Here is a 25,343-nt window from a genome sequence, read left to right as displayed (position 1 = left end):
GCTTCGTCGGCGCTCCTCGACCACCGGGAGGGCCGACCTCGCTCCACGACCACCGGGAGGGCCGACCGCGCTCCTCGACCACCGGAGCGGCGCGAACCCGTGACCGGGAGCCGCCCCGGTGCCAGACTGACCCTATGCATGAGCGAGCGGGAACCCCGGCGACCGAGTCCGACCTGATCGACGTGGAGGCGCTCGTCCGGGCGTACTACGAGCTGAAGCCCGACGCGTCGGTGCCCGCGCAGCGGGTCGCGTTCGGCACCTCGGGCCACCGCGGCTCGGCGCTGGACACCGCGTTCAACGAGCACCACATCCTCGCGATCACGCAGGCGATCTGCGAGTACCGCGCCGCGCAGGGCATCACGGGCCCGCTGTTCATCGGCGCCGACACGCACGCGCTGTCGGCGCCCGCGCAGACCACCGCGCTCGACGTGCTCGTCGCGAACGGCGTGCGCGTGCTCGTGGACGAGTACGACGACTACGTGCCGACGCCCGCGGTGTCGCACGCGATCCTCAAGTGGAACAACGACCCGGCCCGCCGCGCCGAGGGCGAGGCCGACGGCATCGTGATCACGCCGAGCCACAACCCGCCCCGCGACGGCGGCTTCAAGTACAACCCGCCGCACGGCGGACCCGCCGACTCGGATGCCACGGGCTGGATCGCGAACCGTGCGAACGAGCTCATCGCAGGCGACCTCCACGAGGTGAACCAGGCCGAGCCGAGCGGCGTCGAGACGTACGACTTCCGCACGAACTACGTCGCCGACCTCGAGCACATCATCGACATCGAGGCCATCAAGGCGGCCGGCATCCGGATCGGCGCAGACCCGCTCGGCGGGGCATCCGCGTCGTACTGGGCCGCGATCCGCGACCACTACGGGCTCGACCTCACCGTCGTGAACGCGCGCATCGACCCGAAGTGGTCGTTCATGACGCTCGACTGGGACGGGAAGATCCGGATGGACCCGTCCAGCCCGTCGGCCATGGCGTCGGTGCTCGAGCACGCGGGCGACTACGACATCCTCACGGGCAACGACGCCGACGCCGACCGGCACGGCATCGTGACCCCCGACGGCGGGCTCATGAACCCCAACCACTACCTCGCGGTCGCGATCGAGTACCTCTACGCGCACCGCCCCGGGTGGCGACCGGATGCGGCGATCGGCAAGACCCTCGTGTCGAGCTCGATCATCGACCGCGTGGCCGCATCGCTCGGGCGCCGGCTCTGGGAGGTGCCGGTCGGGTTCAAGTGGTTCGTGCCGGGCCTCGTCGACGGCTCGGTCGCGTTCGGCGGCGAGGAGAGCGCCGGCGCGTCGTTCCTGCGGAAGGACGGCACGGTCTGGACGACCGACAAGGACGGGATCATCCTCGCCCTGCTCGCCTCGGAGATCCGCGCCGTGACCGGCAAGAGCCCGTCCGAGCTGTACCGCGAGCTGACCGAACGCTTCGGCGACCCCGCCTACGAGCGGGTCGACGCGCCCGCGACGCCCGACCAGAAGGCCCGACTCGGCAAGCTCGACGGCGACGCCATCACCGCGACCGAGCTCGCGGGCGATCCGATCACCGCGACGCTGTCCCGCGCGCCCGGCAACGACGCCGCCGTCGGCGGGGTCAAGGTCGCCACCGACCGCGCGTGGTTCGCCGCGCGCCCGAGCGGCACCGAGGACGTCTACAAGATCTACGCCGAATCCTTCGACGGGCCCGAGCACCTCGCGCTCGTCCAGCAGCAGGCGAAGCGGATCGTCGACGCGGCGCTCGGCTGACGCTCCGGGCGGCCCGGAACGGACCGCCCGACCGTGGACCCCGGGTGCGAGGATGCACCTCCCGCCCCCGTGAGAGGAACACCATGAACGCCTGGCCAGGAACCCCGTACCCGCTCGGCGCGACGTTCGACGGCAGCGGCACGAACTTCGCGATCTTCAGCGAGGCCGCCGACCGCGTCGAGCTCTGCCTGTTCGACGAGAACGGCACCGAGACCCGCGTCGAGCTCCAGGACGTCGACGCGTTCGTGTGGCACGCCTACCTGCCCGACGTGCAGCCCGGGCAGCGGTACGGGTACCGGGTCCACGGCGCGAACGACCCGGCGAGGGGGCTCCGCGCGAACCCGAACAAGGTGCTCCTGGACCCGTACGCGAAGGCGATCGCGGGCGGGTTCGACTGGAACCCGGCGCTCTACGGGTACGAGTTCGGCGATCCCGACTCGCGCAACGACGACGACTCGGCGCCGCACGTCGCGCACGCGGTCGTCATCAACCCGTTCTTCGACTGGGCGGGCGACCGGCATCCGAACACGCCGTACTCGCAGACGCTCATCTACGAGGCGCACGTGAAGGGACTGACCGCGCTGCATCCGGACGTCCCGGAGCACCAGCGCGGCACGTTCGCTGGCGTCGCGCACCCGGCCGTGATCGACCACCTGCAACGGATCGGGGCGACGGCGATCGAGCTCATGCCCGTGCACCAGTTCGTGCACGACGCGACGCTCATCGACAAGGGCCTGCGCAACTACTGGGGCTACAACACGATCGGATTCCTCGCCCCGCACGACGAGTACTCGTCGACGGGCGTGCTCGGCCAGCAGGCGCAGGAGTTCAAGGGCATGGTCCGCGCGCTCCACGACGCCGGGATCGAGGTGATCCTCGACGTGGTCTACAACCACACCGCCGAGGGCAACCACCTGGGGCCGACCATCGGGTTCCGCGGCATCGACAACGCCGCCTACTACAAGCTCGAGGCGAAGGACCCGCGGTACTACACCGACTACACGGGCACCGGGAACTCCTTCAACGTCCGGCATCCGCACGCACTCCAGCTGATCATGGACAGCCTGCGCTACTGGGTGCTCGAGATGCACGTCGACGGCTTCCGGTTCGACCTCGCCGCGACGCTCGCGCGGGAGTTCTACGACGTCGACCGGCTGTCGAGCTTCTTCGACCTCGTGCAGCAGGACCCGGTCGTCTCGCAGGTGAAGCTCATCGCCGAGCCGTGGGACGTCGGCCCCGGCGGCTACCAGGTCGGCAACTTCCCGCCGCAGTGGACCGAGTGGAACGGGAAGTACCGCGACACGGTCCGCGACTTCTGGCGCGGCGAGCCGTCGACGCTCGGCGAGTTCGCGTCGCGCATCACCGGGTCGGCCGACCTCTACGAGACCGACGGTCGTCGGCCCGTGGCATCCATCAACTTCGTCACCGCCCACGACGGCTTCACGCTGCGCGACCTCGTGTCGTACAACGAGAAGCGCAACGACGCCAACGGCGAGGGCAACCGCGACGGGGAGTCGAACAACCGGTCGTGGAACTCGGGGGCCGAGGGCGAGACCGACGACCCCGGCGTGCTCGCGCTGCGAGCCCGGCAGCAGCGCAACGTCATCGCGACGCTCCTGCTGTCGCAGGGCGTGCCGATGCTGCTGCACGGCGACGAGCTCGGGCGCACGCAGCAGGGCAACAACAACGCCTACGCGCAGGACTCGGAGCTCACCTGGATCCACTGGGACCGCGCCGACGAGCCACTCATCGAGTTCACGGCGGCGATCGCGCGGCTCCGGAAGGACCATCCGACCTTCCGGCGCAGCCGGTTCTTCGACGGGCGCCCGGTCGAGGGCGACGACGGCCCCGAGGGCAGGGCTCCCGACATCGTGTGGCTGCGCCCCGACGGGACCGAGATGGGACCTGCCGATTGGGATGCCCCGCTGGGCCGGGCCGTCGGCATCTACCTGAACGGCGAGGGGATCCGGCAGCGCGATGCGCGCGGCGAGCCGATCCACGACGTCGACTTCCTGGTGTTCTTCAACGGCGCACCCGAGCCGACCGACTTCACGATCCCGCGGCGCACGAAGCAGCGGTGGGAGGTCGTCGTCGACACGGCCGGCATGGCCGTGTTCGACCAGCCGCGCCGGCGCGGGACGGTGTTCACGATGCCCGGTCACTCGATGCTCGTGCTGCGCGCGCACCAGAAGCCCGACGTCGAGCACGACCACTCGGTCGCGGCGTCGCTGTCGGTGCGGTCGCAGCAGGCGGGCCGGACGCCGGCCTCGCCGAGCGGCGGCTGACGCGGGCGCCGCTCGCGGAACGGCCCGGCGACTGCCGCGGCCGACCGCCGACGGCGGGGCCGGGCGAGGCCGGCCGGACGAGCCGGCCACCGGCCGGGCGACTCGATCAACGGATGCGAAGGGGAACGCATGGGGAAGCGGCCACGATCGACGTACCGACTGCAGGTGCGCGCATCGTTCGACCTGGACGAGGTCGCGCGCGTGACCGGGTACCTGCACGACCTCGGCGCCGACTGGCTCTACCTGTCGCCGCTGCTGGTCGCGACCACGGGCAGCGACCACGGCTACGACGTCGTCGACCACTCGCGGGTCGACCCCGCGCGCGGCGGGCCCGAGGCGCTCGCCCGGGCGCGCGCCGCGGCACGGGCCGCCGGGATGGGCGTGCTGGTCGACATCGTGCCCAACCACATGGGCGTCTCGGATGCCTCGCAGAACGCCTGGTGGTGGGACCTGCTGGCGCACGGCCGGGCCTCGCGGTACGCCGAGGCGTTCGACGTCGACTGGGCGTTCGGGAACGGGCGCGTGCGGCTGCCGGTGCTCGGCGGCACGGTCGAGGAGGCGGCGGCCGCCGGCGACCTGCGGGTGGTCGACGACGAGCTGCGGTACTTCGAGCACCGGTTCCCCGTCGCGCCCGAGACGGATGCCTCGCTGCTCGAGGCGGCGCGGGGCGGGGCATCCGATGGCGTGCTGACCGTGCACGCGGCCCAGCACTACGAGCTCATGGACTGGCACCGCGCCGACGACGAGCTCGACTACCGGCGGTTCTTCGCGGTGTCGACGCTCGCGGCGATCCGGGTCGAGGTGCCGTGGGTGTTCGACGAGAGCCACGCCGAGATCCTGCGCTGGATCCGCGAGGACCTCGCCGACGGGCTCCGGGTCGACCACCCGGACGGGCTCGCGGACCCCGGCGGGTACCTCGCCCGGCTCGCCGAGGCGACCGGCGGCGCGTACGTGCTCGTCGAGAAGATCCTCGAGCCCGGCGAGCACCTGCCGGCGGGGTGGGAGACCGACGGCACGACGGGCTACGACGCGCTCGGCGACGTCGATCGCGTGTTCGTGGACCCCGCAGGCGAGGCCGCCCTCACGCGCACGGCCCTGCCCGACGGCGTCGCGGTCGGCTCGGACGAGCCCCCGGCCGACTGGGGCGAGCTCATCCACGGCACCAAGCGCGGCATCGCCGACGGGATCCTCCGCAGCGAGGTGCTGCGGCTGGTGCGGCTGCTCCCCCGCGCGGTGGACGACGCGGACGACGCGATCGCCGAACTCCTCGCGGACTTCCCCGTCTACCGCTCCTACGCGGTGCGCGCGGCGCACCGGATGCTCGGCGCGGAGCACCTGGCCCGCGCCGAGGCATCCGCTCGCTCCCGCAGGCCCGACCTCGCCGCCGCGTTCGACGCGATCGTCCCGCTGCTGCGCGACCCGGACGCGCCGATCGCCCGGCGGTTCCAGCAGACGAGCGGCATGGTCATGGCCAAGGGGGTCGAGGACACCGCGTTCTACCGGTACACCCGCCTCGGCACGCTGACCGAGGTGGGCGCCGACCCGTCGGAGTTCGCGATCGCGCCCGCGGTGTTCCACGAGCGCGCGGCGCGGCGGCAGTCCGCGTGGCCGCACACCATGACCACGCTCTCGACCCACGACACCAAGCGCGGCGAGGACGTGCGCGCGAGGCTCAGCGTCCTGAGCGAGGTGCCCGGCCGGTGGGCGGGGTTCCTCGACGCGGTCCGGCCGATCGCGAGCACCGGGAGCCGGCCGCTCGACGCGCTGCTCTGGCAGGCGATCGTCGGGTCGTGGCCCGCGTCGCGCGAGCGACTGCACGCGTACGCCGAGAAGGCGGCTCGCGAGGCGGGCGACGACACCTCGTGGGCCGAGCCGGATGCCCCGTTCGAGCGCCGCATGCACGACCTCGTCGATGCCGCCTTCGACGACGCACGCGTCGCCGCGCTCGTGACCGCGTTCGTCGACGGCATCGCGAGGCCCGGTTGGTCGAACTCGCTCGGCGCGAAGCTCGTGCAACTCGCGGGCCCGGGCGTGCCCGACGTCTACCAGGGCTCGGAGCTCTGGGAGACGAGCCTCGTCGACCCCGACAACCGGCGCGCGGTCGACTTCGACGAGCGACGCCGGCTCCTCGCGCGGATCGACGAGGGCTGGCTGCCGCCCGTGGATGCCTCGGGCGCCGCGAAGCTGCTCGTGACCTCGCGCGCCCTCCGCCTGCGCCGCGACCGGCCGGACCTGTTCACGCGGTACACGCCGTTCGATCTCGTCGGCGAGGCATCCGACCACGCGATCGCGTTCGACCGGGGCGGCGCGGTCGCGATCGCGACGCGGCTGCCGGCCGGGCTCGCCGCGCGCGGGCCGGACCCGTGGGGCGACACGGTCCTGCTGCGGCATCCGGGGCCGACCGTCGACGTGCTCACCGGGCGGCGGTTCGAGGGCTCGGAGCTCCCGCTCGCGACCCTCCTCGACCGGTATCCGGTCGCGCTCCTCGGGCCGGTGGCCGACGACGAGGGGGCCGGCGCGTGAGGCCCGCGGTCTGGGCGCCCCGCGCGACCTCGGTCTCGCTGCGCGCCCCCGCGCACGGCGACGACTCCCCCATGGTCGTGGACGCCCACGGCTGGTGGCGCAGCGACGTCGACCTCGCGCCCGGCGAGCGCTACGGGTTCGTGCTCGACGGCGGGGAGCCCGCGCTGCCCGACCCGCGGTCGCGGCGCCAGCCCGACGGCGTGCACGCGCTGAGCGCGGTCTTCGATCCCGGAGCCCACCGGTGGCGCGACGAGACGTGGGCGGGCCGCCCGCTCGCCGGCGCGGTCGTGTACGAGCTGCACGTCGGCACGTTCACGCCCGAGGGCACGCTCGACTCCGCGATCGCACGGCTCGACCACCTCGCACGCCTCGGCATCGACTTCGTCGAACTCCTGCCGGTGAACGCCTTCAACGGCGAGTGGAACTGGGGCTACGACGGCGTCGGCTGGTTCGCCGTGCAGGAGTCGTACGGCGGACCGGCGGCGTACCAGCGGTTCGTCGACGCGTGCCACGAACGCGGGCTCGGCGTCATCCAGGACGTCGTCTACAACCACCTCGGGCCGAGCGGCAACTACCTGCCGCGCTTCGGCCCCTACCTGCACGACGCGCACGCGAACACGTGGGGCGCCTCCGTGAACCTCGACGGACCCGACTCGGACGAGGTCCGGCGGTTCATCCTCGACGACGCCCGCATGTGGTTCCTCGACCTCCACGTCGACGGGCTGCGCCTCGACGCGGTGCACGCCCTCGTCGACCACCGCGCGACGCACCTGCTCGAGGAGCTCGCGAGCGAGACGGATGCCACGTCAGCGGCGCTCGGCCGCCCGTTGACGCTCATCGCCGAGAGCGACCTCAACGACCCGAGGATGATCCGCCCCCGCGACGAGCACGGGCTCGGCCTGACCGCGCAGTGGAGCGACGACTTCCACCACGCGCTGCACGTCAACCTGACCGGGGAGACCACGGGCTACTACGCCGACTTCGCCGGGATGGCGTCGCTCGCGACCGTGCTCGAACGCGGGTTCTTCCACGCGGGCACGTTCTCGAGCTTCCGCGGGCGCACGCACGGCCGACCGATCGACCTCGACCGGACCCCGCCCTGGCGCCTCGTGACGTTCGCGCAGGACCACGACCAGATCGGCAACCGGGCGACGGGCGACCGGCTCGCGGCGACGCTCGACGAGGCCGGCATCCGGCTCGCGGCGCTCCTCGCGCTCACCTCGCCCGGCACGCCCATGTTGTTCATGGGCGAGGAGTGGGCCGCGTCGACGCCGTGGCAGTTCTTCACGTCGCACCCCGAGCCAGAGCTCGGTGCGGCCACCGCGACCGGCCGGATCGCCGAGTTCGCGCGCATGGGATGGGACCCCGCGATCGTGCCCGACCCGCAGGATCCCGAGACGTTCCGTCGCTCGAAGCTCGACTGGCGGGAGGTCGACGACGGCCCGGGCGGCGCGGCCGACCCGCAGGGGCTGCACGCCCGCACCCTCGAGTGGTACGGCCGACTCATCGCGCTCCGGCGCGAGCTGCCGGCGCTCACGGATGCGAGCTTCCGGAGCATTGCGGTCGAGTTCGACGACGACGCGGGATGGCTCGTGCTGCGGCGCGGGTCCGAGGGCGCGGCTTCGGGGCCGGCGCCGGTGGCGGTCGCCGTGAACCTCGGGAGCACGCCCGTCGAGCTCCCGGTCGGCGGCGAGGTGCGGCTCGCGACCGACGACGGTGTCCGGGGCGGCGGGTCGCTGGTGCTGCCGCCGAGGTCGGGTGCGATCGTCGTGGGCCGGGTGGGCGGCTAGGGCCCGAGCAGCGCGCTCGGGGGCTACTCGACCACCGGAAGCAGGGCGCTCAGCGCAGCGAGAAGTAGTGCACCGACCCGCCGCCGGTGGCGAGGGCCTGGTCGACGTCCCAGTAGTCGGCGTCCTTGGTGTGGCCGGCGACCCAGACCTTCGTGCCCGCGGCGGTGTGGTCGACCCGGGTGACGACGGCGGTGTGGTCGCGGTCGCCCGAGCCGTCCCAGTCGAACTGGGCGACGTCGCCGACCTTGACCTGGTCGCGCTGCGAGTCCTCGAGCGGCGTCGCGAGGTCGGGCCGCGAGTTCAGCCAGTCGCGCATCGCGGTCGAGCTCTTCCAGGCGGGCGAGCTCTGGCCCGTACCGAAGTCGTACCACCACGCGGCATCCATCGCCCACCCGCGCTGGAGCAGCGACTGGCTCGCGAAGTTCGCGCAGTCGGAGCCCGAGATCGCGGCGAACTGGCCGTTGTAGGCCTGCCAGTAGGCGAGCAGATAGTTGACCTGCGCGTCGATGCGCGGGTCGCTCGTGTACTCGAGCCGGAGGCCGACGCTCACGTCGGGCGCGTCGAGGCCGGGAATGCTCGCGGGGCTCGACGACGACGGCAGGCCCACCTCGACGGGGTCGCCGGCGGCATCCGCGAAGGCGACGTCGACCGGCCCGCGCGCCTCGGGGGCCGCGGCCGGGACGGCGAACGTCAGCGTGTCGGGCGCGACCGAGACGATCGACGCGGCGACGCCCCCGACGACGACGGAGGCCACCTGGTCGAGGTGCTCACCCTGGACGGTGACCTGCGTGCCGCCGGTGAACGGCGCCTGGGTGGTCGAGAGTCCGCTCGTGACGACGGGGTCGCGGCGGGTCTCGGGCGCCGCGCTCGCGTCGCCGGCGGATGCCCCGCGCAGCGAGTCGTTCGCCGCGGCGTCGGCGAGGGTGCGCTCGACGACGGAGTCCGGATCGGATTCCGCGGCGACCGCGCCCAGCGCGCTGACGCCGAACATCGCCGTGATGCCCGTGATCGCCGTGATCCGGCGGACCGTGCCGCGCGGGTTGCGGCGGTTGCCCCGCGGTTCGGCGCGGTGGCGCGCGGCGTCGGCGGGCCCGGCCGGGCGGATCGGGTCGTCCGTCGGCGAGCCGGCGCCCCCTCGGGGTGCCGGGCTCGCTCGGGGCACCTGGCTCGCTCGGGGTGCTGCGGTCGCGGGCGCGCCCGTGGCCGCCGAGGCGTCCTCCGGGACCTGCGGGTCGACTGGCTCGGTCGCGTGGGACACCATGACGAGCGTCGACCGGCGCCGGGCGGGCGGCGCTGCGTCGAGGTACGACGCCTCGACGGCCGGCGCGCCCTCGTCGCCCGCGATCGGGGCGGGCGTGGAGCCCTCGCGCGGCTCGGCCGCGCCGGCGCCGCCCTGCGGGCCGACGTTCGCCGGACCCGCCGAGCTCAGCCGGCGCAGCCGCCCTCGCCGCCGCGGCTTCGCCGACGCCGGGCGTGCGCCCTCATCGCCATCGGTCGACGTCGTCCCGCCCGGTTCGGGCACGGGCGGGCGGAAGGTCGAGCGATGGCGGGCAGGGGTGTTCAGTTCGAACGGCACGATGCGGGGGAATCCAGGGTGTCGGCGTTTGGGGGGACTCGCCAACCCCATCACCCCATTTTGTGAGGTTCCCTCCCGAACGCTGGGAGAGCCGTGAGAGCGCGATCACGACGGTGCACAGGCGGAAGCCGTGCCGACCCGGCGCACGCAAGGCCTCGGTCAGGCGGCGGCCGCGTGCCGATCGGAGCCTGCGACCACGCGCGCCCACGCGATCGCGAGCGGGATGAGCACGAGCATCGCGGCGACGTTCACCGCCGCGAATCCGCCGATGCCGAGCAGCACGCCCGACACGGCCGCCGCGAACGCCGCGGCGAAGTTCATCGACGCGTCCGATGCCCCCTGGAGGGGTACGCGGAGCTCTTCGTCGACGGATTCGGTGAGCAGCGCCGATCCCCCGATGAGTCCCGCGGACCACCCGAGGCCCAGCAGCCCGAGCGCCAGCGGGATGAGCAGGAGGTCGTCGGCGGGCGCGAGCACGCCGATCGCGGTCGCGACGAAGAGGATGACCCCGCCTCCGGCGATCACGGCGACCGCACCGCGACGGTCGGCGAGCCAGCCCATGATCGGACTCGCCCCGTACATGCCGAGGATGTGGATGCTCACCACGAGCCCGACGAGGCCGAGCGACAGCCCGTGCTCGTGCATGTGCACTGGCGTCATCACCATGACGCCGACCATCACGCAGTGCGAGCACACGATCGCGACCAGGGCGAGCAGCGCCCGGGGGTTCCGGCTCGCGATCCGGAGGGCTCGCCACGCTCCGATCCGCTCGCCTCCGGCGCCGGTCCCGGTCGACGCCGACGCCGACGCGCCGCCGTCGGTGGGCTCCGCGCCCTCCGGCGGCGTCGCCGAGGATGCCGCGTCCGGAGTGGATTCCGTCTGGGGCATACGATCGACCGCGAGCGTCCCCGCGCGCGGCAGGCGCAGCAGGGTCGCGACCAGCAGCGTCGAGCACGCGAACGCCGCGCCCGAGAACAGGAATGCGCCCGCGACCGGCGGCAACCCGAGCGCCTGCCCGGCGGCGTCGCCGGCCTCGGAGAGGTTCGGCCCCGCGACCGAGCCGATCGTCGTGGCCCACAGCACGAGCGACATCGCGCGGGCCTCGAAGCCGGGCGCGGCGATCTCGGTCGCGGCGAACCGCGCCTGGAGGCCGGCCGCCGTCCCCGCACCGAACGCGGCGAGCCCGAGGAAGGCGAGCGGCACGAGACCGGTGGCAGCGGCGCCCAGGACCAGGCCCGCACCGATCGCGGCGGACGCGTACCCGATCGCGAGCGCGACGTGCCGCCCCCGCGCGACGGCCAGGCGCGCGAGCGGGATCGCGGCGATCCCGGCGCCGAGCACGGCGCAGGTCTGGGCGAGTCCCGCGAGGAACGCGGTCCCGGTCAGTCGTTCCATCAGGATCGCGGCCACGGCGATGCCGCTCGCGACACCCAAGCCGGCCAGCAGCTGGTTGACGATGAGCACCGCGAGCGAGAGCCCGCGGCGAGGCATCCGCCCCGTCTCGCGTGCCGTACCCGCCGCCTTCGACATCAGCCGGTCAGCTCGAAGAACTCCTCGAGCGTCGTATATCCCGTTTCGCGCATACGCGTCGCGAGCTCGGCGCCGATGTACCGGTAGTGCCAGGCCTCGTGCGGGTATCCGGTCACGTCGACCTTGTCGGCCGGGTACCGGAGCAGGAACCCGAAGCGGTACGCGTTGTCGCGCAGCCACTGGCCCTCCGGGCTGTCCTCCATGCACTCGAAGGTGCAGCCGCCTTCGGTCCCGATGTCGATCCCGAGCCCGGTCTGGTGCTCGCTGTGCCCGGGCGGGGCGGTCGTCGGGTCGCTCCCGTCGCCGTAGAGCCCGACCTGCGTGTCGTAGCTGCGGTACGCGCTGTTCGAGGCGAGGTACAGGCCGGCCTCGTTCGCCGCCGCCTCGAACATCGAGACCAGGGCGGCGGATGCCTCCTGCCGGAGCTGCGGGTCCCAGGTGTGGGCGACGGGGACGTCCACGAGGTCGTCGGGGACGTAGTCGATCGGGTTCAGCGCGCGGTCGCGGTTCACGACCACCCAGATGCTCGCCGGATCGTCGAGCGAGTGCGCGTTCCGGTCGAACGTGTCGACCGCGGCCGGCGCCGGCGGAGCCGCGGGCGCCGCGCGCGGCGTGGCCGTCCCGGTGGCGGAGGGCGTGGTCGCGCCATCCGTCGGCGTGCTCGAACCGGCTTCGGCGTCGCCGCCGGTCACCGCGCCGATGACCACCGCGGCGACGCCGAGCAGTGCGGCCGACAGCACGAGCGCGACGGTCATCCGTCGTCGCTGAACGGCCTCGCTGCGCACGTCGGAATCGGTGGAATCGGGCACCTGACGAGTGTAGTCGCGGGCGCCTCGCGCGGTCTCCGGCGCGGGCTCCCGAGCCGTCCCCGGGCTGTTCGCCGGCCGATTCACTGCCGCTCGGCCGGCTGTTTCGCGGCCGTTTCGCGCCCGTTCCGCGCCGATTCCGAATTTCGTGAGAGCGCTCTCTTGACATCCCGCACGGGCTGTGCGTAAAGTCTCCCCTCGACAACGTGAGAGCGCTCTCACGCAGCGATTCGAGCGCGCTCCACGGCGTCATCATGCACCCCTCAACCCCACGCACACAAAGGAGTGACCGTGAAGCATTCACGACGCACCCGGGTCGCCGCGGCCGTTGCCGGCGCGGCATCCATCGCCCTCCTCGCCACCGGTTGCGCAACCGGCGGTGGCGAATCGAACGGCGATGAGCCCATCACGCTGACCATCACCACGTTCGGCACGTTCGGCTACGACGACCTGTACAAGGAGTACGAGGCCGCCAACCCGGGCATCAAGATCGAGGCGACCAACATCGACACCGGCGGCAACGCCCGCACCGATGCGTTCACCAAGATCGCGGCCGGCTCGGGCCTCAGCGACATCGTCGCCACCGAGGAGGGCTGGCTCGGCGCCATCATGGAGGTCTCCGACCAGTTCGTCGACCTCAAGGACTACGGCATCGAGGACCGCAGCTCCGACTGGGTGGACTGGAAGTACCAGCAGGCCACCGACGCCGACGGCCGCGTGATCGGCTACGGCACCGACATCGGCCCGACCGGCCTCTGCTACAACGGCCCGGCGTTCGAGGCCGCGGGCCTGCCGAGCGACCGCGAGTCGGTCAAGACCCTCGTCGAGGGCGACTGGGCTCACTTCTTCGACCTGGGCCGCCAGTACAAGGCCGCCACGGGCAAGGCCTGGTTCGACCAGCCCGGCTTCATCTGGAACTCGATCGTGAACCAGCTCCCCGAGGGCTACTACACGGCCGACGGCGAGCTGAACGTCGAGGACAACGCCGAGCTGAAGGCGAACTTCGAGGTCCTCGGCGCCGCAGTCGAGGACGGCCTCTCCGCGCAGCAGGCGCAGTGGGACTGGAATGGCGGCAAGTCGTTCGTCGACGGCACCTTCGCGACCTTCGTCTGCCCGGGCTGGATGCTCGGCGTCGTGCAGGGTCAGACCGAGGCCGGCGGCGGCGACGCCAGCACCGGCTGGGACTTCGCCGACGTGTTCCCCGGCGGTGCCGGCAACTGGGGCGGCGCCTTCCTCTCGGTCCCCGAGACCAGCAAGCACAAGGAAGAGGCTGCCAAGCTCGCCGACTGGCTGACCCAGCCCGAGCAGCAGATCAAGCAGTTCGAGGCCGCGGGCAGCTTCCCGTCGACCGTCGACGCGCAGGAGGAGCTCGCCTCGAGCGACTCGACCAACGAGTTCTTCAACAACGCCCCCGTCGGTGCGATCCTCGCGTCGCGCGCCCAGGGTGTCGTGGCCCAGTTCAAGGGTCCGGACGACTCGGTGATCCAGGAGAACGTCTTCGGCCCGCCGCTCCAGGCGCTCGACCGGGGCGAGATCGACACCGCCGCGGCCTGGGACCAGGCCATCGAGCTGCTCCACGAGCTCGTCGGCTGATGACCCCCTGAGTGGTGGGGCGGTGCCGATCCGGCACCGCCCCACCACGCCACACGTACGACCCGCTCCGAGGAACAGGACCGCACCATGACCGCCACCGTGCCGCCGCCAGTCACCGGCGCCACCGCCCCCGCCGCCCGGCCCGGCCGCGACGCCGGGTCGAAGCCGACCTTCCGGCAGCGGCTCTCGCGGTTCGACCTGAAGGCGTCGCCGTACTTCTACGTCTCCCCCTTCTTCATCCTCTTCGCCCTCGTCGGGCTCTTCCCGCTCGGCTACACCCTCGTCGTGTCGATGCACGAGTGGGACCTGCTGAAGGGCCAGGGCGAGTTCGTCGGCCTGGCGAACTTCGTCGACATCCTCGGCGACAAGTTCTTCTGGAACTCCATCTTCAACACGGTCAGCATCTTCCTGCTGTCCGCGATCCCCCAGCTCATCGTCGCGATCGTCGTGGCGTACCTGCTGGACCAGGGCCTCCGCGCCCCGACCTTCTGGCGGATGGGCGTCCTGCTCCCGTTCGTCGTCACGCCCGTCGCCGTCGCGCTCATCTTCTCGAGCATCTTCAACGAGGCCGATGGCCTGGCGAACAACCTCCTCAACGTCTTCGGGATCCCCGACCAGGCGTGGAAGCACGACACCTTCCTCAGCCACTTCGCGATCGCGACGATGGTGAACTTCCGGTGGACCGGCTACAACGCCCTGATCCTCCTGGCCGCGATGCAGGCCGTCCCGCGCGACCTCTACGAGTCGGCCGCGATCGACGGCGCCGGCAGCGTCCGCCGCTTCTTCTCGATCACGATCCCGTCGATCCGCCCGACGCTCATCTTCGTGATCATCACGGCCACCATCGGCGGCCTCCAGATCTTCGCCGAGCCGCGCCTCTTCGACGTCTCCACCGCCGGCGGCATCGGCGGCGCCGACCGCCAGTTCCAGACGACCGTGCTCTTCATGTGGGAGCTCGCGTTCTTCCGGCGCGACTTCGGCGAGGCCGCGGCCGTCGCCTGGCTCCTCTTCCTGCTGATCGTCGGATTCGGCCTGATCAACTTCCTCGTCTCCCGGCGCATCGCCACCGGAGACGCCACGCGCTCGAACCGACGCACCCGCCGCGCCCTCGCCCGAGGAGAGAACCGATGAGCACCGCCACCCCAGGCCCGATCCCCGCGGTCCGCGTCGACGTCGTCGAGCCCGAGACCGCAGCCCACCCCGACGTCATCGGCATCGGCCGGCGCGACAGCGGCCGCCCCGGTGGCCGCCGACGCGGCGGCAAGCCCAGCGCCATCGCCGGCATCGGCAGCCGTCCCGGCTTCCTCACCTACGGCCTCCTGGCCGCGTTCCTCATCGGCAGCGCCTACCCGCTCTGGTGGTCGTACGTCGTCGGCAGCGGGACCAACGCGACGCGCGGCGAGACCCTCCCGCTCATCCCCGGCGGCAACTTCTTCGCCAACGCGCAGAAGGTCTTCGACGCGATCCCGTTCTGGCTCGCGCTCGGCAACTCCGTCATGATCTCGTCGATCATCACGCTCTCGGTCGTGACGTTCTCGACGATCGCCGGGTACGCCTTCGCGAAGCTCCGCTTCCGCGGCAGCGGCGGCCTCATGGTCTTCGTCGTCGCGACGATGGCGATCCCGACGCAGCTCGGCATCATCCCGCTCTTCATGATCATGCGGCAGCTCGGCTGGACCGGCACGATCGGCGCGGTCATCGTCCCCACGCTCGTCACGGCGTTCGGCGTGTTCTTCATGCGCCAGTACCTCGTCGACGTCATCCCGGACGAGCTCATCGAGGCCGCGCGCATGGACGGCGCGAACCAGTTCCGCACGTTCCTCACGGTCGGCATCCCGGCCGCGCGCCCCGCGATGGCGATCCTCGGCCTGTTCACGTTCATGACGGCCTGGACCGACTACCTGTGGCCGCTCATCGTGCTGAGCCCGACGAACCCGACCCTGCAGACGGCGCTCAGCCAGCTGCAGTCGGGCTACTACATCGACTATTCGATCGTGCTGACCGGCGCGGTGATGGCGACCATCCCGCTGCTCATCCTCTTCGTGGTGGCCGGCAAGCAGTTGATCTCCGGAATCATGGCAGGAGCAGTGAAGGGCTGATGGCTTCGACTTTCCCCGAGGGCTTCATCTGGGGCTCGGCGACCGCCGCCGCCCAGATCGAGGGCGCCGCGCACGAGGGCGGCAAGGAGGACTCGATCTGGGACGCCTACGCCCGCGTGCCCAACGCGGTCGCCGGAGGCGACACCCCGGACCGCGCGGTGGACCACTACCACCGCTACCGCGAGGACGTCGCGCTCATGAAGGAGCTCGGCCTGGACTCGTACCGGTTCTCGACGAGCTGGGCGCGCGTCGTCCCGGGCGGCCGCACGGTCAACCCCGAGGGCCTCGACTTCTACTCGCGACTCGTCGACGAACTGCTCGAGCAGGGCATCCTGCCGTGGCTCACGCTCTACCACTGGGACCTGCCGCAGGCGCTCCAGGAGCAGGGCGGCTGGGCGAACCGCGACACCTCGTACCGGTTCGCCGAGTACGCCGAGGCCGTCTACGGCGCGCTCGGCGATCGCGTCGCGCACTGGACCACGTTCAACGAGCCGCTGTGCTCGTCGCTCATCTCCTACGTCGGCGGCGAGCACGCGCCCGGCCTCACCGACCCGGTCGCGGGCCTCGCGGCCGTGCACCACCAGCACCTCGGCCACGGCCTGGCGGTGAAGCGCCTGCGCGAGCTCGCGGATGCCTCGGGGCGGGAGATCCAGCTCGGCATCACGCTGAACCTCACCAACGCGGTGCCGAACGACCCGACCGACCCCGTCGACCTCGAGGCCGCGCGCCGCATCGACGGACTGTGGAACCGGATGTACCTGGAGCCGATGCTCCTCGGCGCCTACCCGTCGGACGTGCTCGAGGACGTCAAGGAGTTCGGCCTCGCCGAGAAGATCCTGCCCGGCGACCTCGAGACGATCTCGCAGCGGATCGACTTCCTCGGCGTGAACCACTACCACGACGACAACGTGTCGGGGCATCCGCTGCCCGCCGACGCCGTGCCCTCGCTGCGCCCGACCGACAAGCCCGGCCGCTCGCCGTTCCCCGGCTCCGAGTACGTCGCGATGCCGTCGCGCGGCCTGCCGCGCACGGCCATGGACTGGGAGGTGAACCCGGAGGGGCTCACCGAACTGCTCGTCCGCCTCGGCCGCGAGTACGACAACCTCCCCCCGCTGTACATCACCGAGAACGGCGCCGCCTACGACGACATCGTGTCGGAGGACGGCCGGGTGCACGACGACGAGCGCACGCGGTACATCCTCGACCACATCGCGGCCGTCGGCACCGCGATCGAGGCCGGCGCGGACGTCCGCGGCTACTTCGTCTGGTCGCTGCTCGACAACTTCGAGTGGGCCTGGGGCTACGAGAAGCGGTTCGGCATCGTGCGCGTCGACTACGACACCTTCGAACGCACGCCGAAGGACAGCGCGCGCGCGTTCCAGGCGCTGATCGCCGATCACAAGGCCACAGCGGCGGCCGCCGCCTGAGGGCATTCGCCTGACCGTCGGCGGGGTCCGGCTCCCGAGCCGGACCCCGCCGACTATCGTTGAGGGATCGAACGGATCGATCCCTGAGAGGGGGTTCGCCGTGGGCATCGCCAACAGCGGTTCAGCACCGACGCTCGAGATGGTCGCCGCCAAGGCCGGCGTGTCCCGCGCGACGGTTTCGCGCGTCGTCAACGGCTCGCCGAAGGTCAGCCCCGACGTGGTCGAGGCCGTCCAGGAGGCGATCACCGCACTCAACTACGTCCCGAACCGGGCGGCCCGCTCCCTGGCGAGCAAGCGCACCCAGGCGATCGCGCTCATCGTGCCCGAGTCCGCGGCGCGCGTGTTCGACGACCCGTTCTTCGCGACCATCGTGCAGGGCGTCGCGCTCGCGCTCGCCGAGACCGAGTACACGCTGAACATGATCATCGAGTCCGAGGTCGACCCCGACAAGACGCGTCGATTCCTCCTCGGCGGCAACGTCGACGGAGCGCTCATCGTGTCGCACCACACGGGCGACCACTCGTACGCCCAGCTCAGCCGGACCCTGCCGCTCGTCTTCGGCGGGCGGCCGCTCGACCCGGACGAGTCCTCGGGGTACTCGGTCGACGTCGACAACGAGCACGGCGCCGTGCGCGCCGCCGAGCACCTCCTCGCCCGGGGCTGCACGCGGATCGCGACGATCGCGGGCCCGCAGGACATGCCGCCGGGCGTCGACCGGCTCCGCGGGTTCACGGCCGCCCTCGAGGCGGCGGGCATGCACGCCGACCTCATCGAGTTCGGCGACTTCACGCCCGCGTCGGGCGCCGAGGCGATGCGCCGACTGCTGGCTCGGGATGCCTCGATCGACGGCCTGTTCGCCGCGAACGACCAGATGGCGATGGGCGCGATCTCCGCGCTCGCCGAGGCCGGCCGCCAGGTGCCCGGGGATGTCGCGGTCGTCGGCTACGACGACGACCGGTACGCGGCGACGGCGGTGCCCGCGCTCACGACGGTGCGCCAGCCCTCGACCGAGATGGGCGCCGAGATGGCCCGGAAGCTCGTCCGGCTCATCGAGGGCCACGAGGTCGAGGCGCTCACGGTGCTGCCGACCGAGCTCGTCGCGCGCCAGTCGGGCTGAGTCGCACCGCCCCCTCCCACCGGAGGGGTGCCGCCGAGTTCCTCGATCACCTCGTGGCGCCCGGCGGGACATCCGGGCCTTCGATCCGCCTGATCGGTGCGCCGCCCGTCCGCGGGGCCGTCACGAAGTCCAGGAGCAGCTGGACGTCGGACTCCTCGAGCTCGTCGGTGCGTCCTTCGATCGCCAGCCCGATCACGCGTTGGAGCTCGGGTGGCACGTGCGCGTCGGCGATGTCCACCGCGGCCAACGCGCGCTTGAGGTGGGCGGCGTACTCCTCCGCGGCGAGCGCGTTGCGCAGGTGGTGCCGGAACTCGTCGCTGCTCATGGTGAACCGGGGCTCCTCGACCTCGGCCACACCGGTTCCGGGCTCCTGCACCACCGACTCCTCGACGAGGATCTCCACCTCGGCTGCGCCGGGCTTCGCGGGCCGCCGACCGAGGAAGTGCACGGAGATCGCCTGCGCCCTGCGCTTGGCAGCCGGGATGAACCGATCCTTCACCGCCGGGATGACCTTGGTCTTGACGGCGGGGATGACGTAGGCGTCGACGAGCTCGAACACCACCTCTGCGATCACCGTGCTGATCGCGTCGGCCACCGCCTGCTGCGTCGGCGAAAGCCCTGGTGCCGTCATCGGCGGCGTCGAACGGCTCGGATTCCCCGACGGCGCCGGCCCGTCGGCCGGGCGCGACTCCGGAGGACCCAGCAGCCTGCCGGTGCCCTGTTCACGGAGCAGTTCGCGGTCGGCTCCCGGTGTCTCGCGCGAGGCGGACCGATACGTTCCCTTGGGCGTGCGCACCCAGCGGAGTTCCCACTCGTCGTCCATGTGCCGATCCCTTCGTGGAACTGCGACCCCGCCGCCCCTGCTCGGCAAGTATGGCGCGCGACCCGCCGACGGAACCACGTTCTCGCGACGGAACCAGGCCGGAACGGGGTTCCGACGCCGCGGAGCGCTTCCGACGGCGGGGCGCACGAGCTCACGCGACGTGCGGGACGACCTCGCTCGCGAGCAGCTCGAGCACGTCGAGGTCGTCGAAGTCGAGCACCTGCAGGTACATCGTCTCGACTCCGAGCCCCGCGAGTCCGTTCAAGCGGTCGACGAGCTCCTGCGGCGTCCCGGCGACACCGGCCTTCCGCAGGCCCTCGGGGTCGCGGCCGATCGCCTCGGCGCGCCGGCGGTACTCCGCCTCGGTCGCGCCGACGGTCGAGGTGAGCGCGGCCGAGTAGGTCATCGAGGATGCCTCGCGCCCGGCCTCCTCGACCGCGGCGCGCACGCGCGCGAGCCCCGCCGCGATCTCCTCGTCGGTGCGGAACGCGATGTTGTACTCGCTCGCGAACCGTGCCGCGATCGCGGGCGTGCGCTTCGGACCGCCGCCGCCCACGATGAGCGGGATCGGCTGCTGCACGGGCTTCGGCAGGGCCGGGGCATCCACCAGCGCGTAGTTCGCGCCCGCGTGCGAGAACGTCGAGCCCTCGGGTGCCCGCCAGAGGCCGGTGATCACCTCGAGCTGCTCCTCGAGGATCCCGAAGCGCTGCGTCGGGAAGGGGAATCCGTACGCGAGGTGCTCGGCCTCGAACCATCCGGTGCCGAGCCCGAACTCGACGCGTCCGCCGCTCATCTCGTCGACCTGCGCGACCTGGATCGCGAGCAGCGACGGGTGGCGGAACGTCGCGCTCGACACGAGCGTGCCGAGGCGGATGGTGGATGTCTCGCGCGCGAGCGCGCCGAGGGTGACCCACGAGTCGGTCGGGCCCGGGTGCCCGTCGACGCCCATCGCCAGGAAGTGGTCGCTGCGGAACCACGCGTCGAAGCCGAGGCGCTCGGTGGCCTGGGCCATCCGGAGCTGCTGCGCGTAGGTCGCGCCCTGCTGGGGCTCGGTGAAGATGCGGAACTTCATGCGGGGTCCTCCGGGTCGGGGCGGGTGCAGGGGTGGGGTGGGGGTCTCGATACGCGTCGCCTCCGGCGGCGCTACTCGACCACCGGAAGCTGCTCGGCGGGGGCGGGGGCGGGGGCGACCACCGGATGCTGCTCGGCGGGGCGGTGCTCGACCACCGGAAGCTGCTCGGCGGGGGTGGGGGCGACCGACGGAAGCGGTTCGGCGGAGCCGTCCTCGAACACGACGTCGGGCACGCCGGCGAGGCGGTCGCGCATGACCGCGATCGCGTCGGGGTGCGAATCGACGAGCACGAACCTGCGTCCGAGCGCCGCCGCGACCGCGCCGGTCGTGCCCGACCCGGCGAAGAAGTCGAGCACCCAGTCGCCCTCGCGGGTCGAGGCCTGGATGATCCGGCGCAGGATGCCCACGGGCTTCTGCGTCGGGTACCCCGTCTTCTCGCGCCCGGTCGGCGAGACGATCGTGTGCCACCAGACATCGGTCGGGAGCTTGCCCGCCGCCGCCTTCTCGGGCGTGACGAGCCCGGGCGCCATGTAGGGCTCGCGGTCGACCGCGGTCGAGTCGAACCAGTATCGCGCCGGGTCCTTCACGTAGACGAGGATCGTGTCGTGCTTGGTCGGCCAGCGCCGCTTCGCCTTCGCACCGTAGTCGTACGCCCAGATCAGCTCGTTCAGGAAGCACTCGCGGCCGAACAGCGCGTCGAGCAGCACCTTCGCGTAGTGGGCCTCGCGGTAGTCGAGGTGGAGGTACAGCGTGCCGTCGTCGGCGAGCAGCCGCCACGCCTCGACGAGGCGCGGTTCGAGGAACCCCCAGTAGTCGTCGAAGCGGTCGTCGTAGCGCAGCAGGTCGCCGCGGATCCGCTCGTACCGCCTCCCGGCGAACCCCGTGATGAGGCGAGACGGGGCGCCGGATGCCTCGAACGCTTCGGAGACTTCGGAGGCCTCGGAGACTTCGGACGCCTCGGAGGATGCCCCGGCCGGGGCATCCTCGACCGCCCCCGTCGACGTCCGCGACGCGGACGTGACGGACCGTGCGCCGGGTCTGCGGCCGCCCGGTGTTGAACGGCGGGTCCAGGTAGACGAGCGTGAACGCGCCGTCCGGCAGCGCGGGCAGCACGTCGAGGTTGTCGGCGTGGACGACGCGGTTCGGTCCCTCGGCTGCCACGCGTCCCATCCTGCCAGCGCCTCGCGGCTATCCTGACCGCGGGGGTGGTCGCGATGGCCGTGCTGGTCGTGGTCGAGTCGGTCTGGGGCAACACCGAGGCCGTCGCGCGCGCGATCGTCGCGGGCCTCGGCGGCGGGGCATCCCTCACGACCGCCGAGCGCGGACCCTCGGCGGTGCCCGACGACGTCGACCTCGTGGTGGTCGGATGCCCCACGCACGCGTTCGGGCTCCCGAGTCGCGCCACGCGCCAGACCGCGCGCGAGCAGGGTGCGACGCACGTCCCCGAGCGCGGCGTGCGCGAATGGATCGCCGCGGTCGAGGTCCCGCATCGCACCGTGCGCGTCGCGACCTTCTGCACGAAGGCCGCGCACCCGAACCTGCCGGGCAGCGCCTCGAAGAAGGCGATGAAGCGCCTGATCAAGAAGGGGTTCGAGCCGCTCGCGCAGCCCGAGGCGTTCCTCGTCGAGGGCTACGACGGCCCCCTCCAGGGCGGCGAGATCGCGCGCGCCGAGGCCTGGGGGAAGGTGCTCGGGGTGGAACTCCGCGGCCAGCGCCGCGGGCGCACGGAGGCCTAGGCGCCTCGGACGGCCGGGGCCTCGGCGCCTCGGGCCGGACGGCGAGCCGCGCTCAGCGCTCGACGTCGAGGCGGATGCTCCCGCGGAAGCGGTCGGGGTCGTCGTCGTCGGCGTTCGCCGCCGCGAATGCGATCCCCTTGTCGCCGTCGCCCGGGAGCGGAGCCGGCGCGGGGAGCCGGCTCTGCCGCTCCTGCTCGAGCTGGGCCTCGTGCCGCGTCGGCGCGAAGATCTCGTCGACGCCCATGATGACGCCCGCGGGTCCGCCGCGCTTGGTCTTGTCGGACAGGTCGATCCATCCGCGCCGCTGAGCGAACCATCCGAGGCCCAGCACGGCGGCGGCGATCAGCACCCAGATCCACCAGTCCATCCGGCGAGTCTACCCGGCGAGGATGACCCTTCCTCAGCGTTCACCGGGAGTGCGGACCGGCGACGGGACCGCCGACCGCGAGGCATCCGGCGGCTCAGGGCACGCGGTAGAGCCAGTCCGGCGACGAGAACTTCGACGCGGCGAGGGCCTCGGCCTCGGCGAGCTCGTCGGCGGTCACGGCGCCCGGCTTCGCGCCGTGGAGCGAGGTGAAGGTCTGCTTCAACGCCTCGATGATCGCCGCCCGGCTGAGCCCGGTCTGCGACCGCAGCGGGTCGACGCGCTTGGCCGCCGACGCGATGCCCTTGTCGCTGATCTTCTCGCGGCCGATGCGCAGCACCTCGAGCATCTTCGCGTTGTCGAGGTCGTACGACATCGTCACATGGTGGAGCACGCCGCCCGAGCCGAGCCGCTTCTGGGCGGCGCCGCCGATCTTGCCGAGCGGGCTCGCGATGTCGTTGAGCGGCTGGTAGGTCGCCTCGACGCCGATCGAGCGCAGGCCCTGCAGCACCCAGTCGTCGAGGAACGCGTACGAGTCGGCGAAGCTCATGCCCGACACGAGCTCGGCCGGGACGTACAGCGAGTACGTGACGACGTTGCCCTTCTCCATCATCATCGCGCCGCCGCCCGAGATGCGGCGGACGACGTCGAACCCGTACCGCTCGGCGCCCTCGGGGTCGACCTCGTTGCGCACCGACTGGAACGAGCCGATGACGACCGCCGACTCCTCCCACTCCCAGAAGCGGAGCGTCGGCTTGCGCCGCCCCTCGCCGACCCGGGTCGCGAGCACCTCGTCGAGCGCGAGATGCAGGCGCGGGGGGACCGCGGCGTCGTGCACGATCTCCCACTCGTAGTCGGCCCAGCTCCGGGCGTCGGTGAGGGCGCGCCGCACCGCGACCGCGACGGCCTCCGCCGAGAACCCGAGCATCACGGTGCCGGGGCGGAGTTCACGGGTGATCGCGGCCGCGATCTGCTTGGCGTCGGATGCCGCGGGCAGGCCGTCGAGCGCGCGGTTCACGTCGTCCAGCGCCTCGTCCGGTTCGAGGAAGAAGTCGCCGGCCACGCGCGGATCTCGGATGACCCCGTCGTCGTCGACATCGAAGTCGACCACCACGAGCTTGCCGCCGGGGACCTTGTACTCACCGTGCATGAGGGACAGCCTACGTTCGCGCGCCCGCTCGGCGGCCGCTTCCTCCACGCGGCCTCGTGGCCGCCCGGTCCGCGTACATCTGGGCAGGCGGGATGCCCCGGGCATACGCTGGGCTCGTGACGACGTTCTACGTGGCCCGCCACGGTGAGACGGTCTGGCACGCCGATCACCGCTACGCCGGCAATTCCGACGTGGCGCTCACGCGGCACGGGCTCGGGCAGGCCGCCTCGCTCGGCGCGTGGGCGGCCGATGCGGGCCTCGACGCGATCGTGACCTCGACGCTCAGCCGGGCGATGCGGTCGGCGGCCCCGTCCGTCGAGACGACCGGGCTCCCGCTCCGCACCGACGAGCGGCTCGTCGAGATCGACTTCGGCGTCGCCGAGGGACTGTCGCCCGAGGAGATCATCGAGCGCTACCCCGACGAGTGGGCCGCGTTCGCCCGGGCTCCCGCGACGAACCCGTTCCCCCAGGGCGAGTCGGGTCGCGCCGGGATCGCACGCGCGCTGCCCGTGTTCGACGAGCTCGTCGCCGAGTTCCCGGACGGCCGAGTGCTCATCGTCGCGCACGCGACGCTGTTCCGGCTGCTCTGGTGCGAGCTCGCGGGGATGGATCCCGACGGGTATCGCGACCTGCTGCCGGTCCTCGGCAACTGCCACATCACGACGATCGTGTACCCGTGGGCGGTCGAGTCGATCGCGGCGCATCCGAACCACCCGCGCATGCGGCTGCTCGGATTCGACGTCCCGCCCGACCGCGCGGGCAACTGACGGCGCAGGCTCAGTCGACCGCATAGCGGTCGTCGAGCCAGCGGAGCAGGTCGGCTCGCACCTCGGCGCGGTTCAGCTCGTTGAACACCTCGTGCCGCGCGCCCTCGTAGACGACGACCTCGACATCGACGAGGCCCGACCGGCGCACGTACGCCTCGGCGAGCCGCCGGGCGCTCTCCTCGCCGCCGAGCGTGTCGTCGTCGCCGACCATGATCAACAGGGGCAGTTCGGCCGGGATCGCCGGCGCCGGCGCCGGGCGCCCGTACAGGCGCGTGCCCTCGAAGAAGCCGAACAGCTTCCACGCGGGCAACTCGGTCGTGTACGGGTCGGCCATGAACGCCGCCGGCACCGCCGGGTCGCGGCTCAGCCACTCCACAGGCGTCGGCCCGAGGTGCTTGTGGCGGCGGTTCAGGTCGCCCGCGTCCATCCAGCGGAGCGTGCGGTACGCCGTGCCGGTGAGCACGGCGCCGTCGTAGCGGGCGGCGCTCCGGTTCAGGATCATCTGCGACATCAGCGACCCCCACGACTGGCCGAGCAGCACCAGCGGCACGTCGTCGCCCTCCGCCTCCCGGATGACGTCGGTGAACTGCTCGATCGCCGCGATCGTCGCCCGCATTCCGCCGGGCCCGAGCCGGCCGATGCGGGTGAGGTCGCCGCCGTGCTGCTCGAACCCGGTCTGCCCGTGCCCGCGGTGGTCGTCGGCCCAGACGGAGTAGCCGGCTTCGTTCAACGCGGCGACGAGCTGGCCGTACCGTCCGACGTGCTCGCCCATCCCGTGCACGAGCTGGATCACCGCGGTCGGCTCGTCGACCCGCCACGCCCGATAGTGGATGTGCACGCCGTGCGGGTCGGTGAAGGTCGTCATACGCCAAGCATGCACCGCCCCGGCCCGGACCTGCCCGCACGTCGCCGATCCCCCTGCTCC

Annotated in this window: 19 protein-coding genes and 1 pseudogene; 11 read left to right on the top strand and 9 right to left on the bottom strand. The window is 72.3% G+C overall.

What is annotated here, in order from left to right; translation table 11 throughout:
* Window positions 1–134 precede the first annotated feature (134 nt).
* The 4 genes from pgm (at window position 135) to treZ (ending at window position 8,358) form a co-directional block, all read left to right on the top strand.
* A complete protein-coding gene (pgm, locus tag ACDF64_RS06185; protein ID WP_394554138.1) occupies window positions 135–1,760 on the top strand; it encodes a phosphoglucomutase (alpha-D-glucose-1,6-bisphosphate-dependent) in 1,626 nt (541 codons plus the stop codon).
* A gap of 83 nt (window positions 1,761–1,843) precedes the next feature.
* The gene (gene glgX, locus ACDF64_RS06180) at window positions 1,844–4,045 is read left to right on the top strand and encodes a glycogen debranching protein GlgX (protein WP_394554137.1); all 2,202 of its coding nucleotides are present in this window, start codon (window positions 1,844–1,846) and stop codon (window positions 4,043–4,045) included.
* A gap of 129 nt (window positions 4,046–4,174) precedes the next feature.
* Window positions 4,175–6,568: a malto-oligosyltrehalose synthase gene (treY, locus tag ACDF64_RS06175; RefSeq protein WP_394554136.1), complete on the top strand. Its 2,394-nt coding sequence runs from the start codon at window positions 4,175–4,177 to the stop codon at window positions 6,566–6,568.
* Window positions 6,565–8,358 (top strand): malto-oligosyltrehalose trehalohydrolase, encoded by a 1,794-nt coding sequence (gene treZ, locus ACDF64_RS06170; RefSeq protein ID WP_394554134.1) that lies wholly within the window; start codon window positions 6,565–6,567, stop codon window positions 8,356–8,358. Before treY ends, treZ begins: the two co-directional genes overlap by 4 nt.
* Before the next feature lie 49 nt (window positions 8,359–8,407).
* On the opposite strand, the gene ACDF64_RS06165 is transcribed toward treZ, so the two are convergent.
* The 3 genes from ACDF64_RS06165 to ACDF64_RS06155 all read right to left on the bottom strand — a co-directional run bounded on the left by ACDF64_RS06165 (window position 8,408) and on the right by ACDF64_RS06155 (window position 12,273).
* Entirely contained in the window at window positions 8,408–9,934 is a 1,527-nt protein-coding gene (locus ACDF64_RS06165; RefSeq protein WP_394554133.1) for an amidase domain-containing protein, read from the bottom strand.
* 159 nt (window positions 9,935–10,093) lie between these two features.
* On the bottom strand, window positions 10,094–11,425 hold the full coding sequence (locus ACDF64_RS06160) for an MFS transporter (RefSeq protein ID WP_394554131.1): 1,332 nt from the start codon (window positions 11,423–11,425) through the stop codon (window positions 10,094–10,096).
* Between the two features lie 38 nt (window positions 11,426–11,463).
* Complete coding sequence (locus ACDF64_RS06155) at window positions 11,464–12,273, bottom strand: M15 family metallopeptidase (RefSeq protein ID WP_394554130.1); 810 nt, start codon at window positions 12,271–12,273, stop codon at window positions 11,464–11,466.
* A gap of 288 nt (window positions 12,274–12,561) precedes the next feature.
* On the opposite strand from ACDF64_RS06155, the gene ACDF64_RS06150 reads away from it, so the two are divergent.
* The 5 genes from ACDF64_RS06150 to ACDF64_RS06130 all read left to right on the top strand — a co-directional run bounded on the left by ACDF64_RS06150 (window position 12,562) and on the right by ACDF64_RS06130 (window position 18,506).
* The gene (locus ACDF64_RS06150; protein ID WP_394554129.1) at window positions 12,562–13,863 is read left to right on the top strand and encodes an ABC transporter substrate-binding protein; all 1,302 of its coding nucleotides are present in this window, start codon (window positions 12,562–12,564) and stop codon (window positions 13,861–13,863) included.
* 87 nt (window positions 13,864–13,950) lie between these two features.
* The gene (locus tag ACDF64_RS06145; RefSeq protein WP_394554128.1) at window positions 13,951–14,994 is read left to right on the top strand and encodes a carbohydrate ABC transporter permease; all 1,044 of its coding nucleotides are present in this window, start codon (window positions 13,951–13,953) and stop codon (window positions 14,992–14,994) included.
* Entirely contained in the window at window positions 14,991–15,962 is a 972-nt protein-coding gene (locus tag ACDF64_RS06140) for a carbohydrate ABC transporter permease (RefSeq protein ID WP_394554126.1), read from the top strand. Before ACDF64_RS06145 ends, ACDF64_RS06140 begins: the two co-directional genes overlap by 4 nt.
* Window positions 15,962–17,389, top strand: a complete 1,428-nt coding sequence (locus ACDF64_RS06135; protein WP_394554125.1) for a glycoside hydrolase family 1 protein — start codon at window positions 15,962–15,964, stop codon at window positions 17,387–17,389. Before ACDF64_RS06140 ends, ACDF64_RS06135 begins: the two co-directional genes overlap by 1 nt.
* 139 nt (window positions 17,390–17,528) lie before the next feature.
* On the top strand, window positions 17,529–18,506 hold the full coding sequence (locus tag ACDF64_RS06130) for a LacI family DNA-binding transcriptional regulator (protein ID WP_394555058.1): 978 nt from the start codon (window positions 17,529–17,531) through the stop codon (window positions 18,504–18,506).
* 46 nt (window positions 18,507–18,552) lie between these two features.
* On the opposite strand, the gene ACDF64_RS06125 is transcribed toward ACDF64_RS06130, so the two are convergent.
* From ACDF64_RS06125 to ACDF64_RS06115, 3 genes and pseudogenes are all read right to left on the bottom strand, one after another.
* Entirely contained in the window at window positions 18,553–19,329 is a 777-nt protein-coding gene (locus ACDF64_RS06125; RefSeq protein ID WP_394554123.1) for a hypothetical protein, read from the bottom strand.
* Window positions 19,330–19,480: 151 nt separating this feature from the next.
* The gene (locus tag ACDF64_RS06120; RefSeq protein ID WP_394554122.1) at window positions 19,481–20,401 is read right to left on the bottom strand and encodes an LLM class F420-dependent oxidoreductase; all 921 of its coding nucleotides are present in this window, start codon (window positions 20,399–20,401) and stop codon (window positions 19,481–19,483) included.
* Window positions 20,402–20,631: 230 nt separating this feature from the next.
* Window positions 20,632–21,571: pseudogene (locus ACDF64_RS06115) on the bottom strand (DNA-methyltransferase); the annotation flags it as partial.
* A gap of 35 nt (window positions 21,572–21,606) precedes the next feature.
* Here ACDF64_RS06115 and ACDF64_RS06110 point away from each other — a divergent pair.
* Window positions 21,607–22,137, top strand: a complete 531-nt coding sequence (locus tag ACDF64_RS06110; protein ID WP_394554121.1) for a flavodoxin/nitric oxide synthase — start codon at window positions 21,607–21,609, stop codon at window positions 22,135–22,137.
* Between the two features lie 52 nt (window positions 22,138–22,189).
* On the opposite strand, the gene ACDF64_RS06105 is transcribed toward ACDF64_RS06110, so the two are convergent.
* The gene (locus tag ACDF64_RS06105; protein WP_394554120.1) at window positions 22,190–22,504 is read right to left on the bottom strand and encodes a hypothetical protein; all 315 of its coding nucleotides are present in this window, start codon (window positions 22,502–22,504) and stop codon (window positions 22,190–22,192) included.
* A gap of 94 nt (window positions 22,505–22,598) precedes the next feature.
* On the bottom strand, window positions 22,599–23,651 hold the full coding sequence (locus ACDF64_RS06100; protein ID WP_394554118.1) for a biotin/lipoate A/B protein ligase family protein: 1,053 nt from the start codon (window positions 23,649–23,651) through the stop codon (window positions 22,599–22,601).
* Between the two features lie 116 nt (window positions 23,652–23,767).
* On the opposite strand from ACDF64_RS06100, the gene ACDF64_RS06095 reads away from it, so the two are divergent.
* Window positions 23,768–24,418, top strand: coding sequence for a histidine phosphatase family protein (locus ACDF64_RS06095; RefSeq protein ID WP_394554116.1), 651 nt, complete (start codon window positions 23,768–23,770; stop codon window positions 24,416–24,418).
* 10 nt (window positions 24,419–24,428) lie between these two features.
* Here ACDF64_RS06095 and ACDF64_RS06090 read toward each other — a convergent pair whose 3' ends face one another.
* Window positions 24,429–25,283: an alpha/beta hydrolase gene (locus ACDF64_RS06090; protein WP_394554114.1), complete on the bottom strand. Its 855-nt coding sequence runs from the start codon at window positions 25,281–25,283 to the stop codon at window positions 24,429–24,431.
* Window positions 25,284–25,343: the final 60 nt, after the last annotated feature.

The sequence above is a fragment of the Agromyces sp. MMS24-JH15 genome, from assembly GCF_043518605.1.
Taxonomy (GTDB): domain Bacteria; phylum Actinomycetota; class Actinomycetes; order Actinomycetales; family Microbacteriaceae; genus Agromyces.
This window is presented reverse-complemented; position numbering and strand designations above follow the sequence as displayed.

Excerpts from the sequence above, each read along its gene's own strand:
- ACDF64_RS06090 (WP_394554114.1), bottom strand. The coding sequence starts at position 25,283 with ATGACGACCTTCACCGACCCGCACGGCGTGCACATCCACTATCGGGCG.
- ACDF64_RS06140 (WP_394554126.1), top strand. The coding sequence starts at position 14,991 with ATGAGCACCGCCACCCCAGGCCCGATCCCCGCGGTCCGCGTCGACGTC.
- pgm (WP_394554138.1), top strand. The coding sequence starts at position 135 with ATGCATGAGCGAGCGGGAACCCCGGCGACCGAGTCCGACCTGATCGAC.
- ACDF64_RS06135 (WP_394554125.1), top strand. The coding sequence starts at position 15,962 with ATGGCTTCGACTTTCCCCGAGGGCTTCATCTGGGGCTCGGCGACCGCC.
- ACDF64_RS06125 (WP_394554123.1), bottom strand. The coding sequence starts at position 19,329 with ATGGACGACGAGTGGGAACTCCGCTGGGTGCGCACGCCCAAGGGAACG.
- ACDF64_RS06130 (WP_394555058.1), top strand. The coding sequence starts at position 17,529 with ATGGTCGCCGCCAAGGCCGGCGTGTCCCGCGCGACGGTTTCGCGCGTC.
- ACDF64_RS06105 (WP_394554120.1), bottom strand. The coding sequence starts at position 22,504 with ATGGACTGGTGGATCTGGGTGCTGATCGCCGCCGCCGTGCTGGGCCTC.
- glgX (WP_394554137.1), top strand. The coding sequence starts at position 1,844 with ATGAACGCCTGGCCAGGAACCCCGTACCCGCTCGGCGCGACGTTCGAC.
- ACDF64_RS06100 (WP_394554118.1), bottom strand. The coding sequence starts at position 23,651 with ATGCACGGTGAGTACAAGGTCCCCGGCGGCAAGCTCGTGGTGGTCGAC.
- treY (WP_394554136.1), top strand. The coding sequence starts at position 4,175 with ATGGGGAAGCGGCCACGATCGACGTACCGACTGCAGGTGCGCGCATCG.
- ACDF64_RS06160 (WP_394554131.1), bottom strand. The coding sequence starts at position 11,425 with ATGCCTCGCCGCGGGCTCTCGCTCGCGGTGCTCATCGTCAACCAGCTG.
- ACDF64_RS06120 (WP_394554122.1), bottom strand. The coding sequence starts at position 20,401 with ATGAAGTTCCGCATCTTCACCGAGCCCCAGCAGGGCGCGACCTACGCG.
- ACDF64_RS06145 (WP_394554128.1), top strand. The coding sequence starts at position 13,951 with ATGACCGCCACCGTGCCGCCGCCAGTCACCGGCGCCACCGCCCCCGCC.